Origin of the sequence: Halomonas terrestris, assembly GCF_049166755.1 — a bacterium.
Lineage (GTDB): Bacteria > Pseudomonadota > Gammaproteobacteria > Pseudomonadales > Halomonadaceae > Halomonas.
Genome location: NZ_JBMHFZ010000002.1, coordinates 331,790 through 349,021 on the forward strand (window position 1 = coordinate 331,790; position 17,232 = coordinate 349,021).

At 58.9% G+C, this 17,232-nt stretch carries 18 protein-coding genes and 1 pseudogene; 7 read left to right on the forward strand and 12 right to left on the reverse strand.

Features of this window, described 5'->3' with window-relative positions; all coding sequences use genetic code 11:
* Positions 1-19: 19 nt before the first annotated feature.
* The gene (locus ACOMD9_RS03830) at positions 20-877 is read right to left on the reverse strand and encodes an Nmad3 family putative nucleotide modification protein (RefSeq protein ID WP_421412224.1); all 858 of its coding nucleotides are present in this window, start codon (positions 875-877) and stop codon (positions 20-22) included.
* Between the two features lie 382 nt (positions 878-1,259).
* Positions 1,260-1,955: a dihydrofolate reductase family protein gene (locus tag ACOMD9_RS03835; protein WP_421412225.1), complete on the reverse strand. Its 696-nt coding sequence runs from the start codon at positions 1,953-1,955 to the stop codon at positions 1,260-1,262.
* 150 nt (positions 1,956-2,105) lie between these two features.
* Here ACOMD9_RS03835 and ACOMD9_RS03840 point away from each other — a divergent pair, with 150 nt between their 5' ends.
* Positions 2,106-2,846 carry a dienelactone hydrolase family protein gene (locus tag ACOMD9_RS03840; RefSeq protein WP_421412226.1) on the forward strand — a complete coding sequence of 247 codons (741 nt, stop codon included), beginning with the start codon at positions 2,106-2,108 and terminating at the stop codon, positions 2,844-2,846.
* Between the two features lie 154 nt (positions 2,847-3,000).
* Here ACOMD9_RS03840 and ACOMD9_RS03845 read toward each other — a convergent pair whose 3' ends face one another.
* From ACOMD9_RS03845 to ACOMD9_RS03870, 6 genes are read right to left on the reverse strand one after another with little or no spacing between them, the layout of a single operon-like run.
* Positions 3,001-3,669, reverse strand: coding sequence for a uracil-DNA glycosylase (locus ACOMD9_RS03845; RefSeq protein WP_421412227.1), 669 nt, complete (start codon positions 3,667-3,669; stop codon positions 3,001-3,003).
* Positions 3,659-4,783 (reverse strand): nucleoside triphosphate pyrophosphohydrolase family protein, encoded by a 1,125-nt coding sequence (locus ACOMD9_RS03850; protein ID WP_421412228.1) that lies wholly within the window; start codon positions 4,781-4,783, stop codon positions 3,659-3,661. Before ACOMD9_RS03850 ends, ACOMD9_RS03845 begins: the two co-directional genes overlap by 11 nt.
* Positions 4,784-4,828: 45 nt before the next feature.
* The gene (locus ACOMD9_RS03855; protein WP_421412229.1) at positions 4,829-6,853 is read right to left on the reverse strand and encodes a hypothetical protein; all 2,025 of its coding nucleotides are present in this window, start codon (positions 6,851-6,853) and stop codon (positions 4,829-4,831) included.
* The gene (locus ACOMD9_RS03860) at positions 6,853-7,398 is read right to left on the reverse strand and encodes a TIR domain-containing protein (protein ID WP_421412230.1); all 546 of its coding nucleotides are present in this window, start codon (positions 7,396-7,398) and stop codon (positions 6,853-6,855) included. The genes ACOMD9_RS03855 and ACOMD9_RS03860 overlap by 1 nt, the downstream gene beginning before the upstream one ends.
* Positions 7,399-7,411: 13 nt before the next feature.
* Positions 7,412-8,077, reverse strand: a complete 666-nt coding sequence (locus ACOMD9_RS03865; RefSeq protein ID WP_421412231.1) for an Nmad2 family putative nucleotide modification protein — start codon at positions 8,075-8,077, stop codon at positions 7,412-7,414.
* The gene (locus ACOMD9_RS03870; protein WP_421412232.1) at positions 8,071-8,559 is read right to left on the reverse strand and encodes a TIR domain-containing protein; all 489 of its coding nucleotides are present in this window, start codon (positions 8,557-8,559) and stop codon (positions 8,071-8,073) included. The genes ACOMD9_RS03865 and ACOMD9_RS03870 overlap by 7 nt, the downstream gene beginning before the upstream one ends.
* A gap of 433 nt (positions 8,560-8,992) precedes the next feature.
* On the opposite strand from ACOMD9_RS03870, the gene ACOMD9_RS03875 reads away from it, so the two are divergent.
* Positions 8,993-9,892: an arylamine N-acetyltransferase family protein gene (locus ACOMD9_RS03875; RefSeq protein ID WP_421412233.1), complete on the forward strand. Its 900-nt coding sequence runs from the start codon at positions 8,993-8,995 to the stop codon at positions 9,890-9,892.
* Positions 9,893-10,066: 174 nt separating this feature from the next.
* Here ACOMD9_RS03875 and ACOMD9_RS03880 read toward each other — a convergent pair.
* Positions 10,067-10,729: pseudogene (locus tag ACOMD9_RS03880) on the reverse strand (hypothetical protein); the annotation flags it as partial.
* A gap of 102 nt (positions 10,730-10,831) precedes the next feature.
* Between ACOMD9_RS03880 and ACOMD9_RS03885 the strand changes: the two are divergent.
* Positions 10,832-11,848 (forward strand): GlxA family transcriptional regulator, encoded by a 1,017-nt coding sequence (locus tag ACOMD9_RS03885; RefSeq protein WP_421412234.1) that lies wholly within the window; start codon positions 10,832-10,834, stop codon positions 11,846-11,848.
* 66 nt (positions 11,849-11,914) lie between these two features.
* On the opposite strand, the gene ACOMD9_RS03890 is transcribed toward ACOMD9_RS03885, so the two are convergent.
* Together ACOMD9_RS03890 and ACOMD9_RS03895 are read right to left on the reverse strand one after the other, a co-directional pair.
* A complete protein-coding gene (locus tag ACOMD9_RS03890; protein ID WP_421412235.1) occupies positions 11,915-12,367 on the reverse strand; it encodes a carboxymuconolactone decarboxylase family protein in 453 nt (150 codons plus the stop codon).
* An 80-nt stretch (positions 12,368-12,447) separates the two neighbouring features.
* The gene (locus ACOMD9_RS03895; RefSeq protein ID WP_421412236.1) at positions 12,448-13,746 is read right to left on the reverse strand and encodes an NAD(P)/FAD-dependent oxidoreductase; all 1,299 of its coding nucleotides are present in this window, start codon (positions 13,744-13,746) and stop codon (positions 12,448-12,450) included.
* Between the two features lie 164 nt (positions 13,747-13,910).
* Between ACOMD9_RS03895 and ACOMD9_RS03900 the strand changes: the two genes are divergently transcribed.
* The 4 genes from ACOMD9_RS03900 to arsH are packed head-to-tail and all read left to right on the forward strand — an operon-like array spanning position 13,911 to position 16,373.
* Positions 13,911-14,786 (forward strand): helix-turn-helix domain-containing protein, encoded by an 876-nt coding sequence (locus ACOMD9_RS03900; RefSeq protein WP_421412237.1) that lies wholly within the window; start codon positions 13,911-13,913, stop codon positions 14,784-14,786.
* A 54-nt stretch (positions 14,787-14,840) separates the two neighbouring features.
* On the forward strand, positions 14,841-15,263 hold the full coding sequence (locus ACOMD9_RS03905; protein WP_421412238.1) for a PadR family transcriptional regulator: 423 nt from the start codon (positions 14,841-14,843) through the stop codon (positions 15,261-15,263).
* A gap of 49 nt (positions 15,264-15,312) precedes the next feature.
* Positions 15,313-15,630, forward strand: a complete 318-nt coding sequence (locus ACOMD9_RS03910) for a hypothetical protein (protein WP_421412239.1) — start codon at positions 15,313-15,315, stop codon at positions 15,628-15,630.
* Complete coding sequence (gene arsH / locus ACOMD9_RS03915; protein WP_421412240.1) at positions 15,627-16,373, forward strand: arsenical resistance protein ArsH; 747 nt, start codon at positions 15,627-15,629, stop codon at positions 16,371-16,373. The genes ACOMD9_RS03910 and arsH overlap by 4 nt, the downstream gene beginning before the upstream one ends.
* A gap of 57 nt (positions 16,374-16,430) precedes the next feature.
* Here arsH and ACOMD9_RS03920 read toward each other — a convergent pair whose 3' ends face one another.
* Entirely contained in the window at positions 16,431-17,150 is a 720-nt protein-coding gene (locus ACOMD9_RS03920; protein ID WP_421412241.1) for an FMN-dependent NADH-azoreductase, read from the reverse strand.
* Positions 17,151-17,232 lie beyond the last annotated feature (82 nt).

Here is a 17,232-nt window from a genome sequence, read left to right on the forward strand (position 1 = left end):
GCGACACCGGTGGCGTCGCCTACCGATCGAGATTGCGGATCAGGTCGCCTGCCCAGGGCAGGGCTTGCGGGTAGTCGTCGCCGTCGAGGACGAACTCCTGGCCGCGTGCCGCCGCGGTCAGCTCGGCGTGAGCGTCGCGCTTGCGCCACCGTTGGCGGTTCGCGTGGTAGGTCAGGGGCCGGCGGCCCGCTTCCGGATAGCACCACGCGGGCAGCCGCCAGGTGGAGGTGTTGGCGGCATGGGGGGCGGTCAGCTGGCGCTCCGCTGCGAAGCGCGGGAAGACGCCGGCACCGGGCAGTGTCTCGCCGAGCCCCGGCAGGCCGAGCCGGCGAGCGGCCAGGTAGAGCACGTTGCCGGGATCGGCCCCGCGTCGGAAGTGGGGGTGATAGGCCGCCCAGGCGAAGTCCCCCGAGCGTGCCTCGTCCACCGCCACCACCGAGCCGACCTGCAGCCAGCCCCAGACGACATGGCAGGGGCGGGAATCGGGGGCCCAGCGCCAGGCACCGTCGTGGGGCTCGACGCGCCGGAAGAGCCCGAAGAAGAGGAACAGGTCGCCCGGCCCGACCCCCTGGTTGCGCAGGTGCCCCTGGGCCTGGCCGGCCTGCCCGAAGAGCGGCCGCCAGCCGGGCATGCGAGGCAGCATGTCGGAGATCAGGTCGGGGTCGAGATGGGCGCCGTCCTCGGGGGTCACCTTGCCCCGGGTGAGCTGGCCGACCAGATCGCCGAGCGAGGCGCCGTCGTGGGCGATATCCCGGTAGCGAATCGTCGAAGCGGCATCCGGAATCGGCAGGGTGACCATCCGGCCGTCGGGAAAGATGGGGCTCGGCACGCCGCCGGCGGAAGAGTCGAAGCCCTTGCGGCTGAGGATCAGCTTCATTCGTTCGCCTGCGGCAAGGGGGGCCCAGGAGCCGGTCCGCTCGTCGGCCGGGGGGAGGCATCGAGGCGGGCGGCACTCGGCGTGGCGTGCCACGTTCCCTTCGATATCGCCGTCGCGGAGGCGTCCTGCACGGCACACAGCGTCATCGGCTCGTTCCCTCTCGCCTGGTTTTCCAGAAAGCGTAAGCCATTCTTCGAAACCACCACAACGGCCTGCCGTCGATGGCCGCCAGCCTTCATCGATGACACGGGCTGCCAGCAGGGATCGACCCTGCGGAGTGAGACGGGCATTCTTATGGGTGTTCATCCGGGCCCCCTGGAGGTTGGTTTGGTTCGCACCCCCAGTTTCCGGGTAGGCTCCGGATGAACAACCTGTCGAGAGATCACTCCTGGGCTTCCCGCTGCATCTTCTCGCGCCTTGCTACTTCCGCCGCAGACGGCGGCTCCATGGCAAAGTCGCCGGTCTTCACCGAGCCTTCGCGCTCATACCTGGCGATCACGATGCCGTTGGGCGACACGCGACTGCCGGTGAGCTTGAACGCTGCCGCCTTGCCGCCGTCGTCGAACAGCTTCTTGCCGTTCCCCAGCACCACGGGAAAGGTGAACGTATGAATCTCATCGACGAGGTCGCCGGCAAGCAGCGTGTGGATCAGCTCGGTACTGCCCTGGGTGAGCAGCGTCGGCCCGTCTCCCTGTTTCAGCCTGGCGACATCGGACGCCGCATCGCCGAGGGCCACCGAGCCCTGCCAGGTCAGTTCCAGTCCCTTGCGGGTCGCCACGTACTTGGTAATCGAGTTGAAGGTTCTGGCGATGGCGTCATCCGGGCCATTCTCGGCATGGGGCCAGTGCGCGGCGAAGATCTCGTACGTCTTGCGCCCGAGCAGCAGATCGAAGGGATGTTCGAACAGCTTGCCCATCTCCTCCCCGAACACCTCATCCGCCAGCGGTGCGACCCAGCCGCCGTGGTGGAAACCGCCGGTCGGGTCTTCCTGAGGCCCGCCGGGTGCCTGCATGACGCCGTCCAGTGACACCATCGCGCCAACGATCACTTTCCGCATGTGCTCATCCTCCAGGTTCATTCATGTACCCGGTAATCGAACGGGATGCGGCGGAATCGACAGGGTGGCAAGGCAACGACCTCGTCAACCTGCCCTGTCTCTGGTTAGATGCCTCTTTGGTGACATGCGTCCCCGACGAGATTCATCCCATCGATACCCCGGAGCCCGCTCATGTCTCGCGCCATCGAAATCCCTGCCGCCGACGGCATCATCGACGCCCATGTCTTCACGCCGGGGAGCGCCAAAGGCCCCCTGCCAGCCGTAGTGCTGTTCACCGATATCGGCGGCCTGCGCCCCTGCTATCACGAGAAGGCCCAGCAGATCGCGGACAACGGCTATGCCGTATTGATGCCCAACGTCTACTACCGCGATGCGAGCGGCCCCGTCGTGCCGGAGGGCAAGTCCTTCCGCGACCCGGACGTGCGTCCGACGCTGTTCGAGTATGCCGGCCGCCTGACGCCCGAGGCGCAATCCCGCGATTTCGCCGCCCTGTTGGACTGCATCGATAATGAGGCCGAATTCGCACACGGCAGGATAGGCGTGGTCGGCTACTGCATGACCGGGGCCTTCGCGCTGCGCATGGCGGCCGAACACCCCGACCGCGTCGCCGCCGCAGCCGGCTTTCATTCGGCCCGGCTGGCGGAGGCCGGCGACCCGGACAGTTCCGTGCACCTGGTCGGCAGCATCGAGGGGCGCGTCTACCTCGGCCACGCCGACAAGGACGAGCTGCTGCCCCCCGAGCAGATCGCCCGCATGGACGAGGCACTGGCCACAGCCGGCGTGCACTTCACCACCGAGCTCTACAAGGGCGCCGCCCACGGCTTCACGGCCAAGGACGCTCCCTCCTACGATGCGACCGCCGATGCCCTGCATCACAAGCGGCTCGCCATGCTCCTGGAAGAGACGCTGTAACGGGACCCTCCCGCTTTCATCAGCGGCCCCGCTGTATGGGGCCGCGATGGCGGGAGCAAAGAGCAGCCTTTGAGAAGGGGAAATGTGAATTTCTTCCCGGTTATCCAATTGGGGTCTTCACTCGGCCAATAGCGGACATTAACTATTTTTGACCCTATTCAAATAGGGTCATTTTTCGTGAAATAGTTGTATCAATGTCGTAAAGCGATTGAATCTGATCTAGAAAGATGTTCTGACCACCGTAACTCGGATGACGAACCTTAAATACCTTACAGCGATCCTCGAATTTGTTTGCTGCATTTTCTGCATCATTTCCTACAGCAATTAACCTTTTTGGTCTGAGAAAACCAATGAGATTATCTAGCAACTCTTCTCCTGCTTTCCGCTCTCTGGAATTATGAGCACGATTGCTAAACGGAGAACCAGATTCAAACGGATGAAGAGGAAATACATTCCATAGAAAGACGGGAGAAGAAACTTGAGAAAGAATACTCCAGATCACTGCTGCTGTTCGTTCTGGAACAGCATCTCCTTTTGTAAGTCGGCCAAAATCAAGCTGCCATCTATCAACATGGTGGCAAAAATGAACATCATCTGTTAATGCTAATCCAGTTCGTCTTCCACCTCTATACCCCAAATCTCGACCTATCCAAATTGCATCGATTTCTACTTGGCTCGCGGCCTCTAGCATTTTCTTTAAGATCGCTCGTCGTTTTTTGGGGGCATCAAAATAATCATATATTTCACAACGCTCAGAATATGGATTAAATACATTTTCGAACTTTAGATTAGCTAGATCTTTTACAAAGCCTTCAGCTTTCATGACTCTCTCCTATCGGTCGGTATTCGAGAGTTCGATTGTCTCGATTTCCAACTACTATTCCGCCATTATTTTTTTTCAATTCTCTAAATACTGCATAACCCTGAAGAATAGCATTTTCCCATAGCTTTAGAGGGCATCTTTCCACCTCATAGCCTTGAACAAATTTTTGAATTGTCTTTAGAACATCGAAGGATACGCCATCATGTCCCTCAAAATTATCCAGCCCTTGCGCATAGGAAAATAGCCATGCGGTTAAGCCTTCTTCAACAACTATTGCACGCCCACCATCCTGATCTCTATCTGTCGTAGGATCACTTTTTCTTTTTTGCTTGATAAGTGCTCTTAAAGTGGGTGACCAGTGAAGAACTGCGGCGTGAGCCATATGAAAAACATCATGAAAACGATAACCATCAGGTTTGCTTATATTGTCAGTCAAAGGATCGCCGATAAAGACACCATTCCACTTAAGATAGCTAAATCCACTTTTTCTCTGAGTAATGTGAATTTCAAAATATCTTGGTAGCTGTTCATCTTTTGGAAATGCTTCGTCAAAATCATCAAGTTCTCTTAGATCAGGCTCAGAAAATCTACCAAGCGTCTTAATTAAATTATCTTCAACTACTTTGCGAAATTCTAGGCCAGTTAATCGAAGAGCAGAACCGTATAAACAGGCAACTTTTAGTACCTCATTCTTTAAAAGACCTTCATTTTCTTTCGCTATAAGCAGATCAGTAACGGCACAGCCGAGATCAATCAAGGCAGCGTCAAGCTCTTTTGAAACAGTTGATTTGGATTCCAAAGTGCTTGAAGTTTTTTTTATGCTTGGCTTATCATCAGCTAAGTCTCCGACAATGCGCTCTATATTGATATCTAACCGACGACACAAAGCCGACAAATACCAGAAAGCATCACCAAATTCTTCTTCGACAGCGGCTTTATGGCCAACATATGCCTTTTTTTCACGATAATACTTTTTCGAGGTAGCCATAATGCTGCCAACTTCGCCGTATAGCCCCATAAGGATTGGCGTGATTTCATCCTTCGAAAATCTGTCGGTCTTTTCTATGGACAGTTCATACTGTCGAAGAAAAGATATGCTGGTATCATCGTCCATTTTTCAGCCTTCCTAGCTGTCTCTTTTGGGTCTCAGAAACATAATTCACGAATTTCTGCCACTCAATTTATTTAATCCTTTAAGGATTAAATAAAGACATTCATCTACGAATGGGGAGTTCATTATTCTAATGTATTCATCCTCAGATAGCCCACAGCGCGTTGCTAAATCTGATACATTTTGCTTCTGAAGAAATTCGATTATCGCGCTGTAATCACACGCTTTCCCATGACTTTTCGCTATAGCTTGCAGCTCGCTATATCCAGAATTGTGGGAATTCTGCCAATCCTCAGTCAGCTCTTCTGGTACAGCTTTAGTGAGTAACAGGTTACAGACACCTCCAACTACGCCGCCAAATGCCCCAAGTAGAAATGTCGGCTTTTGGGAGTTTAAAGCCAAAACGATCTCTTCTAATACCCCCGGCATTTTTCCTTTGTAACCGGATAGCTTTCCACCAGCACAAATTCTTGCCGTCGAGGACGCTATAGACTTTTCCCGCATCTCTGTCAAACATCTCGACCAAACATATGAATTGTCCGGTGTAGTCGGTGGCAAAAAGACATCCCGCGCAAGCCCGCTCGCAACATCGCTAGCTATTTCGTATTCCTCCGTTTTCATTACTTGACTATATTTAGCTCGCCATGACACAACCCTCGGCTCGGACTCTGTATATATCGGCCATGCCAAATGATTTTCTACCTTGGGCAAGTCTCCACCAATGCGTTCTTTCAAAATGGAAGCTTCATCAAGAATAAACTCAGTAAATCCATCTGGGCGCAAATCACCTCCATAGATCAGGGTGGCAGAACGTGCCAATAAATGTCTGGCAATGTCCTGAGCCAATCGAATTAAATGGTCAGGATGAATGTGATTACTTGAAAAGCCGTCTCCCTGCACATCAGAAATGGAAATACCAATTCGCTGCTGAAGCAAGTTATCTTGTTCAGCCAAGTTCCACAGGGGCGTAAACGCTTCTATATCTAGATGATTGTGCCAGTCGGCTTCATCCGAATATATTGGCGGTTCTGGATAACAAATCTTTTTCTGTTTACTACTCTTTACCTTTAATACCTGCCTAATTTCCGGCGGTCGAGCAGACAATTCACAATCATTTTCGATCCATCCAACATGTTTATATAATTTAAGGCACTGAATAGAATGGGTGTAACGAATAGTTTCAAGCATTGCGGCTGATAAAATGCGCAATATGTCCCGCTGACTTAATGGGGTTTCCGACGAAACATGGACACATGGAACGTTTGATGCGGCAGGGAAAATACGGTCTTCGTAGTCATTGAGGCTGTTTACTACAACAATGGGGCGCCCGTTTTCTTTTGCGCATAATATTTCTCTCTGGCACCAATATCGAGATGAATACGCATCACTTTCGATTGCGACAAGAGTTGACTTCTTAACGCATTTCTCGATTTCTTGGTCAAACTGAAATCCAGGTGATATTTCTGTAGAATCAAAAAATCGATTGAGATTTGTATTGTCTATAAATTTCTTTATTTCCTCTGAATGTAACCTACCTGTATCTCCGGCTTTGGCATGACTTAAGAAAATTGTTATTGAGGATTCTTTGCTTGGATCATCAGGAGAGAATTCATTGCATCCGTGACGATAAATTTCATGTGCTAGTGATACGATTGCGTAAAACTCTCTATTTTCAGGAGGCCAATCATATAGTCGAATACAGTTCGTTCCTGAAAGAGGCCCATGATGCGCCAAACCACCCTTGTCCAAGGCAATGGGCACAATAATAGTAGAGGGTGATACTGAAAGCCCTTCCACGTATTCTCGCCAGTTGTCTCTCCCATTTGTATTCACGCTTGTGAATACAAAAATCACATTCTTTTTTGCCTGCGCAGCGGGGATGTCATGAGGAATCTTATTGGCATTCTGGGAACTGTAGAAAAATAGCGGTATGTTCAGCCCCCTTGAGAAGGGTTTATCTTTGTCTCTTGCAAAGCTCTTTTTTACAACTTCAATAACGGGATTAACAGCTTCGGAATCTGCGAAATTCCAGACAAAGCTCACAGAAAGTGGTGGCGTGTATAGCGTGCTCATTAGTGTGTTACCCCGCATATTCTGCATCTGGAATTATACTTCATCATATCTTGTGAATTATTAATCAGGTTTGCTCGTGTAGTGCGCGCTTGATGAGCATCTTCTATCCAGATAGATAGTTGCTGTGAAGAAGCCGGATATGACCAATATCTCGCATAGCAATTAACATGATTTGAGTTCCAATTACTTTGGAGTCTATCTGGCAAAAATGCATTGTTTTCTCTGCTTGGTAGTACTATCCCCATAAGACCATTCGGTGTGAAGTTACCCTGTCTCAATGAGCTTTTAATTTCCCAATCGATATACCTTCTGCTGTGTGTACATGCTCCAAGAAGCACAATAGTTACAGTGCTATCTTGAAGGTACATTTCTCGAATACGCTGCATTACGTAATTTGTATCTGAGCTATTAATAAAGTTATCATTGTTATTCGCACCAAGAACCTTGGGAATAAATACATTGGAAAAATTTCGGATAAATGCATCTGCTTCATCACGATCAGCACCATAGTGAGAAATAAAAACTTTTCGACGTGGCGAATTCATTTAATGTCCCTTATTACACAATTTTTCCACTACCTTGATCTACACGCTGGTGTGAATCCATAAATTGACATGGATCTGATATGACGCGATTTAAATTACTCTTATTCTGATTAACAATTGAAGCTATTAAATTTTGCGCTTCAACAGATTCAGAAAGCTTAATTTTTCTGAAGTTTCTAATTCTTCTATAGCCTATTGACTCCAAGTCAATAGCTATTGCCTGACTTCCAAAATAGAGGAAACAATCGGAGATCAAAACTTGATTGGTCTTTCCTGTGTCCCGCCTTAAGTTCACAAGATTTGGTGATCCATCAGGATTACTGTGATGTGAATCCTCTTGCAGCCAATGGCCCTCATCATCTTTGTGATAAATGTTATCGCCAAGCATCTGAACTCTGCTGCCATTTCTTGAGGGTTTTTTTATTGAAAAACGCTCATCATCCCAATAGTCCTGGAAGCTCAATTTTTCTGATACTCTCATCAAACAAATACATTTTCCCTTTACAGGCCTGAGTAGACTTCCTCCCACACCCATAACCCAATCACCGACTTTCGCAGATTTACGTACATCTGGCTTACATGTGGCCAGAGTGCAAATACCGTGGAATGGATTTGGCGCAAAGCCAAAATCTCTTGTTATCGCATATGCAAATAGAGTCGATTTATCATCAATCAACATGTCACGTTCCCACCGTCGATTTTAGGAGAAGGAGAGCCATCCGGATTCTGGAACTGAGTTTTACCTTCTAAAGCATCGACGACTGAATCTGATTTCCATCCGACAATAGATGTCGCATACTTCTTAAGATTCTCCGGTATTTCAACTTGATCTTTCAGGCCATTTTCATAAACACCGATTATGGGCTTCCCAAGTTGATGGGCGGCTTTTATTTCCCAGTTAACCCAGTCTCTTTGGTGAGTTTCTTTACCAATAACCACTATTACCTGACTTGCCCAACGCATTTTCATTCGAAGTAACCGAGCTATCGTTTTGTCACTAATCTGCTTGTTGTCTATGCGCTTCTGGTTTTCCGGTTTCACTCTGATAGAACTATTTCTAAGTTGATATCCTTTCCCAGAAACCATGGATGTCAGACCATCAACGCTCGCATCATCCTTGTGGTGATGACTCACAAACACATTTTTAATTTTATCAGTCATTCGGTTCTCTCTCTGCTTTCTGCTTCAACAACGTGTTTCGTGTGAGTAAGTAGCATCATTGTTAGGTAATCACGCAATGTCCGCTAAGGGTCGATTGCTGTCTTTCACCTGCCATTGAGAAGGCGATCATTCATCCCCGCATCCATAGTCTCAGAAGCATATGGCTAATTCATCTTAGCAGATCATGTTTTGCCTGCTGTCAGTCGAGTCAACGCTGACCGCATGGAGCATCGCGACCCCTTGGCGCAGGTCGTATCGGCAAGGGGCAGCAAGGCGAGGGCAGGTCTGGACTTGGCGGTGACTATGGGGTCGATAGGACTTCTTGTGCTTTACCTCAAGCGAGCTTGAGGTCCTAGCCTTGCGCTGCAAGGTCGCCCTCGGCGGCCGTCTCACTCACCGCGGCAGGGTGCCGCCGAGCGAAGGAGTCCCCACCATGAATGCTTCCGTGTCCCCGCTTTCGCCCCAGGAATCGGCCCGTTGGGAGACGCCGCTTCTCGATCTCGAGGCCTACCTGGCACGCATCGATTACCGGGGCCCGTTGACGCCGACCCTGGCGACGCTGCGCGCCCTGCAGCGGGCGCATCTCCAGGCGGTGCCCTTCGAGAACCTGGAGATCGTCACCGGTGGCGAGATCCGGCTCGATCTGGAGAGCCTGCAGGACAAGCTGGTACGGCGGCGGCGCGGTGGTTACTGCCACGAGCAGAACACCCTGTTCGCCACGGTGCTGGATCGGCTCGGCTTCGCCGTCGCGGGGCGCAGCGCGCGGATGCTGATGGGCGTCGACGCGGGCAGGATCACCGCCATCGGGCACACGATCCTCGATGTGACGGTGGAGGGGCGGCAGTGGCTGGTCGATGTCGGCGTCGGCAACGTCGGCCCGCGTGAGCCGGTCCCGCTCGAGGAGGGCGTCGAGGTGCGCCATGGCCGCTGGGAATACCGCCTGGAACGCTCGCCGCTGGGGTACTGGCTGCTGCGCCATCGGCGCCACGATGGCTGGTTCAATCTCTACCAGTTCGGCGACGAGCGCCACTTTCGCGCTGACTTCGAAGAGCACAACTATCTCGCCTCCCATCACCCGGGCTCGCCCTTCGTGCGGCGGATCGTGGCCCAGCGCAACGGGGACGCGGAGCGCCTGGCACTCACCGACCTGGAGCTCAAGACCTTTCGCCCCGGCGAGGCACCGGAACTGCGGCGGATCGGTGTCGAAGCGCTGCCCGGCGTGCTGCGCGAGCGGTTCGGGCTGGTGCTCTCGCCCGAGCAGGAGGCGATCCTGCTGCGGCGTGCCGAGTCCCTCGCCGGGGCGTCGTCCGAGGGCGAGCAGCTCGGCACCTGAGGCAGGTGCGATCAGCGCTTCGGCGGGCCGTAGTTCTCGCGTGTGTAGACCGGCCGGAATCCTGCTCGGGTGATGTTCCTGGGAGTGCTGCGGGTCTCCTTCGGCCGCTTCCCCCGTGGCCGTGACCAGGGTGCGGCAGCCCAGTGCGGCGGCGTGGCGCAGGCGGGCAGCCATCAGGGTGCGCTGGCTGCCTCGCCTGCGATGGTCGGGGTCGGTCGCACCGAAGTCGAACCAGCCGAGGTTGCCGTGGACATGGAGCCCGCCGGTGCCGATCGGCGTGTCGCCCTCGCAGGTCATGAAGAGATGCCAGTTCGGCTCCTTCGCGAGACCACGCACCACGCCGCGGAACGCGTCCGCCATGTCGAAGCCGGCGCAGACGATACGAGCAAAGGCGTCGGCGTCGGCCGCGCTCTCGACTCTGCGGACGGTGAAGGAAGGCGTCTCCGAGTCGGTCCCCGCCGTCGGGGGCAGCTGGCGGGTGAACTTGACCCAGCCGCGTCGCTTGACCAGCCCGTTATCCGCCAGCCAATCACGGATCGCTGGCGGGCGAATGCCGTCGTTCACGTGAATGAAGAACTGCTCGATACCCGCCCGGCGATACTCGGTCACGATCGCGGCGACGTTCCCGGGCGATACTGCCTCCTGCTCGCCCAGGCCCAGGGCTCGATTGAGGAGGATGTTCGTCGGGTCATGCTCGGCGATCGACACCAGGGCGTCGCCGATCACTGTCGTGCGCAGGCCGAGCGCGGCGCGCGTGTCGGCATCCGCGACGCGGTGCATGTCCTCGAGCACCCGCCGCTCGATCATCTCGGGGAACGTCGATCCTGTCTCTCTCATGGGCGTGTCCTCGCCAGTCGTTGAAGCCTCTGAGACTGCATTCTGGCGCTCCCGGCTGGGTTACACTGAAGTCCCCACGGACACAAACCGGCGGTTTCCGCCATGTCGAGACACAAGCCCTCCATTGCCCTGCTGGCCATCCCGGAAGTGGCCGCGTCCACCCTCTACGGGGTCTACGACGTCTTCGCCGCTGCGGGGCGCGACTGGCCCGCCCTGATCGAGGGCAAGGCCGGCGAGCCGCTATTCGTGCCCAGGGTGGTCGCTCGCAGCGGCACGCGTGAACTGACCATCGCCAACGGCGTGCGCATCGTTCCCGACACCGGCCTGGATTGGGTGCCCGACGTGGTGTGCATCCCCGAGATCATGCTGCCGCCCGAAGCGGTGCTCGAGGGCCGCTATACCGAGGAGGTCGAGTGGATCAAGCGCTGCCATGCCGCCGGCGCGATCCTGGCCACCGCCTGCTCGGGCGCCCTGTTGCTGGCCGAGGCGGGGCTGCTGCGGGGCGAGGACGCCACCACGCACTGGGCCTACTGCGATGTGCTGGGTCGCTATCCGGAGGTTCGGGTGCATCCCCATCGCGCGCTGGTGATCGGGGGAACCGGAAGTCGCCTGGTCATGGCGGGGGGCGGCACCTCCTGGACCGATCTGGCGCTGTACCTCGTCGCGCGCCTGGCCGACATCGACGAGGCGATGCATCTCGCCAGGCTGTTCCTTATCGACTGGCATGCTGCCGGTCAGCTGCCCTTCGCCATGCTCGCGCGCACCCGCCAGTCCGAGGATGCCGTGATCGCCCGCTGCCAGGCGTGGATCGCCGAGCACTACGACGAGCCGTCGCCCGTGGCCGCCTTGATCGAGGTCTCGGGGCTGAGCGAGCGCAGCTTTCATCGTCGCTTCCGCAAGGCCACCGGCCTGACGCCCATGGAGTACGTGCACACCCTGCGCCTGGAAGAGGCCAAGCAGATGCTGGAGACCGAGAAGACGCCCGTGGATGCCATCGCCGAGGCCGTGGGCTACGAGGATGGCACCTTCTTCGGGCGGCTGTTCCGGCGCAAGGTCGGCCTGACGCCGGCCCAGTACCGGCGCCGCTTCGGGGGGCTGCGCCAGGCCCTGGCAGGGTGAGGGCAGCGGGCTGTCCTCACCCGTTCGCGCGGCCGAGCCATGGCCGCGGCACCTGAGGCAGTCGGATCAGTCGGGGCGGTAGCTGCCGGCGTCCGCCGCGAAGCCGATCGCCAGGCGGTTCCAGGCGTTGATGGTGCAGATCGCCAGGGTCAGGTCGACCAGGCCCTGCTCCGAGAAGTGGGCACGGGTGGCGTCGAACAGGGCGTCGTCGATGCCGCGGCCGGCGATCAGGGTGTGGGCCTCGGCCCAGGCCAGGGCGGCCCGCTCGCGCGGGGTGAAGAAGGGCGTCTCGCGCCAGGCGCTCAGGGCGTAGAGCCGCTGCTCGCTTTCGCCGGCCTTGCGCGCGTCCTGGGTGTGCATGTCGATGCAGTAGGCGCAGCCGTTGATCTGGGAGACGCGGGTATAGACCAGCGCCACCAGGCCGTCGCCCAGTTCGCCGTTTTCGGCGGCCTTCTGGACATGGCCTTGCAGGTCGAGCATGGCCTTGAGGCCGGCTGGGCTGGCGGAAAAGTGGTTCATGCGCATGGGTGGGACTCCATAAGGTATTGGAAGCCCCACCCTGACACGGCGGTTACCGCCTCGATTGTAGATTTTCGGCCTCAGTGCAGCTTCATGCGCGGGCGAATGAAGCGGTTGAGCCCGTCCGAGAGCAGGATGAGTGCCGTCTTGGCCGTGCCGTGGATGGCACGCTGGTGCATGCGGTAGAGCGAGGCGTAGAAGAACTTGGCCAGCCGCCCCTCGATGAACAGGCTGCGTGCCGAGGCCCCGCGCATCAGGCTGCCGATCGCCTCGAAATGGGCCAGCGAGATGAGCGAGCCGCGGTCGCGATAGAGGAAGGTCTTGAGCGTGCGGTTGTCGAGCCGGGCAACCAGGTTCTTGTAGAGCCGCTGGGCCTGCTGGTGGGCGGCCTGGGCCCGCGGCGGCACCATGGAGCCGTCCGGCTGCGGGCAGCTGGCACAGTCGCCGAAGACGAAGATGTTGGGGTCGTCGACACTCTGCAGCGTCGGCTCCACCTTGATGCGCTGGTTGCGGTCCAGGGTGAGCCCCAGCTTGCTCAGCACCTCGGGGGCCTTGATGCCGGCGGCCCAGACGTTGAGGTCCGTCTCGATGCGCTGCTCGTCGGCAGTGACGATGGCACCCTCCTCGACGCTCACCACCCGGGTGCCGGTATGCACCTGCACGCCCAGGCGTTCCAGCTCGGTGCGCACGGCACCGCGAATGCGCTCGGGCAGGGCCGGCAGTACATCCGACGCCGCCTCGATCAGGTGAACTTCCAGATGGCGGCTGTCCATCTCGGTGAAGCCGTAGCTGTGCAGCATGCGCGAGGCGTCGTAGAGCTCCGCCGAAAGCTCCACGCCGGTGGCGCCGGCGCCGACGATGCCCACGGTGAGCCGCGGATGGTGGCGCCGCTCGGGGGCGCTGTAGCGCAGGAAGGTGTTGAGCATGTCGTGGCGGAAGGCTTCCGCCTGGGCCGGACTGTCGAGGAAGTGGCAGTGCTCGGCGACACCGGTCGTGCCGAAGTCGTTGCTCACGCTACCCAGTGACAGCACCAGCAGGTCGTAGTCCAGGCTGCGCGCCGGCAGTACCTCCTCGCCGTGGTCGTCGAGCACCGCCGCCAGGCGCAGCCGGCGGGCGTCGCGGTCGAGACCCTCGAGCGTACCGCGCTGGAAGCGGTAGCCATTGAGGCTGGCATGGTTCTGGTAGGAGATCTCGTCGATGCTGGAATCGAGCGCCCCGGTGGCGACCTCATGCAGCAGGGGCTTCCAGATGTGGGTCGCATTGCGATCTATCAGGGTGATCTCGGCCTTGCCGCGTCGGCCCAGGCGCCGGCCGAGGCGGGTGACCAGCTCCAGTCCGCCGGCGCCACCGCCGACGACCACGATTCGCGTTCTGTCCATGTAGGGCTCCGCTAGAATGAGAGTGTGTGAAATCGAGAAATGGGTGCCCTCTACTCTACATCTTGCATTAGTGAGTCGTTCTACTTTTTGCTTAGATAGCCAGCGCTCCCAGGCGGTGACTGTCTCGCTTCGGGTGGCCTCCCTTTCGCTGGAAGACGTTGAACATGAGTGAAGTTTCCCAGCCTGACCTGGCTGGCAGCAGCGGCATTGGAGATTTCCGTCCTGCACCCCAGGCGGTAATGACCGGCCTGACACTCGAGCGCGTCGCCCCCGGTGCGGCGCTGCGCCCCTACGTGCAGTGCTACTGGCAGGCGAGGGGAGGGGGCGGCGCGCCGGCGGGCACGGAGCTGCTGCATCCGGATGGCGCCTCGGGGCTGCTGTTCAACTTCGGCGGTGCGCTGGAGCGCGACGGCGAACGAGTGCTGGGTGACTGCTGGATCGACGGTCCCAAGCGGCGCACGGCAAGGCTGGCGGTGGGTGCCTCGCTCGATCTGCTCGGCGTGCGCTTCCTGCCGGGCATGGCGTTTCCCTTCGTCGGCGAGGCACTCTCGGCCCTGGCCGGTGAAGGCCTGACGTCGGGGGATGCCCTGCGCCAGCTGGAACTCGAAGCACTGCACGAGCGGCTGTGGCAGGCACCCGACCTGGCCGGACGCCTGGCACTGCTGGAGGAGTACCTGCGAGCCAGGCTGCGCCACGCGGAACGGACGCCATCGGCCCTGGTGACATCGCTTGGCTGGCTCCAGCGTCAACAAGGCCAGGCCAGCATCGCCGCGCTGGTAGACGAGCTGCCGTTCGGCCAGCGTCGCCTGGAACGGCTGTTCCAGCGCCATGTGGGGCTCTCGCCCAAGCGCTACGCGCGGCTGCTGCGCGTCGCCCACAGCCGCGAGCTGATCAAGCGGGGCAGGGCACGCACGCCGCTCACCGATATCGCCCACGAGGCGGGCTATTTCGACCAGGCGCACTTCATCCACGACTTCAAGGCGGTGACCGGCGTCACCCCGGGCGGCTATCTCGCCCATGTGCGGCGACGCTACGGGTAGCGGCGGCTTGCGGGGACGTTGACACCTCGAACATCGAGGTATAGGCTTCGACCCATGACAACGCCCGGATCGACACCTGCCGGCGGCCGCAAGGTCCCGGACTACAGCGACCCTGCCTACTGGCGCGGCACCATCAAGATGTCGCTGTCGAAGTTCTTCGTGCTCAGCGTGTTGCACCGCAAGCCGATGCACGGCTACGAGGTGGTGCAGGCGGTGGAGAAGAGCACCAGGGGTTGCTGCAGCCCCTCGGAGGGAACGGTCTACCCGATGCTCAACGAGTTCGAGGCGGGGGGCTACCTGAGCGCGACCGCCGAGGTGGTGCAGGGGCGCACGCGCAAGGTCTACGCGCTCACGGAGAAGGGCCGGGAGGCCTTCCAGGTGGCGGTGGATGCCTGGCTGGAAGCCACGGACTGCATCGTCGAGAGCCGCCGCATGGCGGGGAGGGCGACGGCGGATCGGGAGGAGCGGGAAGGATGAGGGCAAGGCGTCTTTTCAGGTCTCGATACCTCGATGGTCGAGGTGTCAGGTGAACGCTCGCACCCGCGTGGTCATCGCCCTGGGCGTGTCCCAGACCCTGGCCTGGGGCTCGACCTACTACCTGCCGGCGATCCTCGCCGTGCCCATGGCGCGGGACCTCGACCTTTCCACCGGCACGGTGTTCGCGGCGTTCTCCTCGGCGCTGGTGGTGCCGGCGCGCTTCGGCCAGGCGCTGGCACCGCTGGCCTTCGCCCTGCTGATCGAGCGCTTCGGCACCCAGGCGCTGCTGTTCTCCGCCGCCCTGGGGCTCGCCGGCCTGGGGGCGCTGTTCGTCCTGCAAACACACGCCATGAAGGAGGCGACATGAGGCTTCGCACGCTGTCCGACCCCGACTATCTGCCGGCCCTCGACGAGCGTTTCGCCCGTCAGCGGCCCGGCGAGAACTTGCCCGATCCGCTGGGCCATCCGCCGCGCTTCCTGCTGCTCTACGGTTCGCTGCGCGAGCGCTCCTGTTCGCGCCTGGCGGTGGAGGAGGCCGCACGGCTGCTGCGCTTCTTCGGCGCCGAGACGCGCATCTTCGACCCGTCGGACCTGCCGCTGCCGGACCAGGTGGCCGGCGATGATCACCCGGCGGTGCAGGAGCTGCGCGAACTCGCCATCTGGTCCGAGGGGCAGGTGTGGTGCAGCCCCGAGCGGCACGGCCAGATCACCGGCGTGATGAAGACCCAGATCGACCACCTGCCGCTGAGCATGGGGGCGGTGCGGCCCACCCAGGGGCGCACGCTGGCGGTGATGCAGGTCAGCGGCGGCTCGCAGTCGTTCAATGCGGTGAATACCCTGCGCCTGCTGGGTCGCTGGATGCGCATGACCACCATCCCCAACCAGTCCAGCGTGCCCAGGGCCTACCAGGAGTTCGACGAGGCCGGCCGCATGCGCCCCTCGCCACTCTACGATCGCATCGTCGACGTGATGGAGGAACTGGTGCGTTTCACCCTGCTGCTGCGGCCCTACGCCGAGACGCTGGTGGATCGCTACTCGGAGCGCCGCGAGGCGGCCGGCGCCAAGGCCGACCCGGTGACCGACAGGGCGGCGGTGAGTCAGGCCTCATAGCGGAGAGACGCAAGGCGGGGCGCCAAGCGCCCGTGTTCGCGTCTCGAAGGGCCGTCATCATGCCGGCTGCGTCAGGCGTGGTGTTGCCAACTCGCGATGCAACCGCTCGACCAGTCGATCGATGCGCGCCAGGGCGCTCTTGGTCGAGGCCGCCAGCGCCTCGCCGCCTTCCTCCTGGTGCTCGATGGCGATGTCGTGGAAGCCGCCGATGCCGATGAACTGCAGGGCGGTGCGTGCGCTGGGCTCGAGGTGGTTGAAGGCGGCGAGGGTACGTCCCGGGTCGAAGTCGTAACCACCGCGGGAGGAGAGCAGCACGGCATGCCGTTCATGATCGGCCAGCAGCGGCACGTATTGCGCCAATGGCATGAAGGGGTGGGAGGCCTGCTGAGGATCGAAATCGACAGTGCGGCCTACGCGGACGATATTGTCGATCCACGCCTTGAACGCGGCCGGGGGACCGAAGTTGTACATGGGCACGCCGAGCACCAGGATGTCGGCCCGTTCGACCTCGTCGACCAGCGCATCGCTCTCGGCGAGTACCGCTCGCATCGATACGCTTTGCTGTTCGGCGGGCGTGAAGGCGGCCTCGATCCATTCGACACTGGTCAACTGCGGCGGGGTGGCGCCGAGATCGCGATAGACGACCTCGGTGTCCGGCTCCAGGGTGCGCCAGCGGGAAACGAAGTGGTGGGTCAGGCGGCGGGTGTGCGAACCGTGTTCGTGTGTGCCGGCGCGTCCGGGGCGCGGGCTGGCGTCGAGGTGCAGCAGGCGCGTCATGGGCTTTCTCCTTCGTTGGGTGTAGGATCTTTTGCATGAGCTGCTTTCAGCTGTGATCGGCAGCTCGTGTCATCAAGCCAGA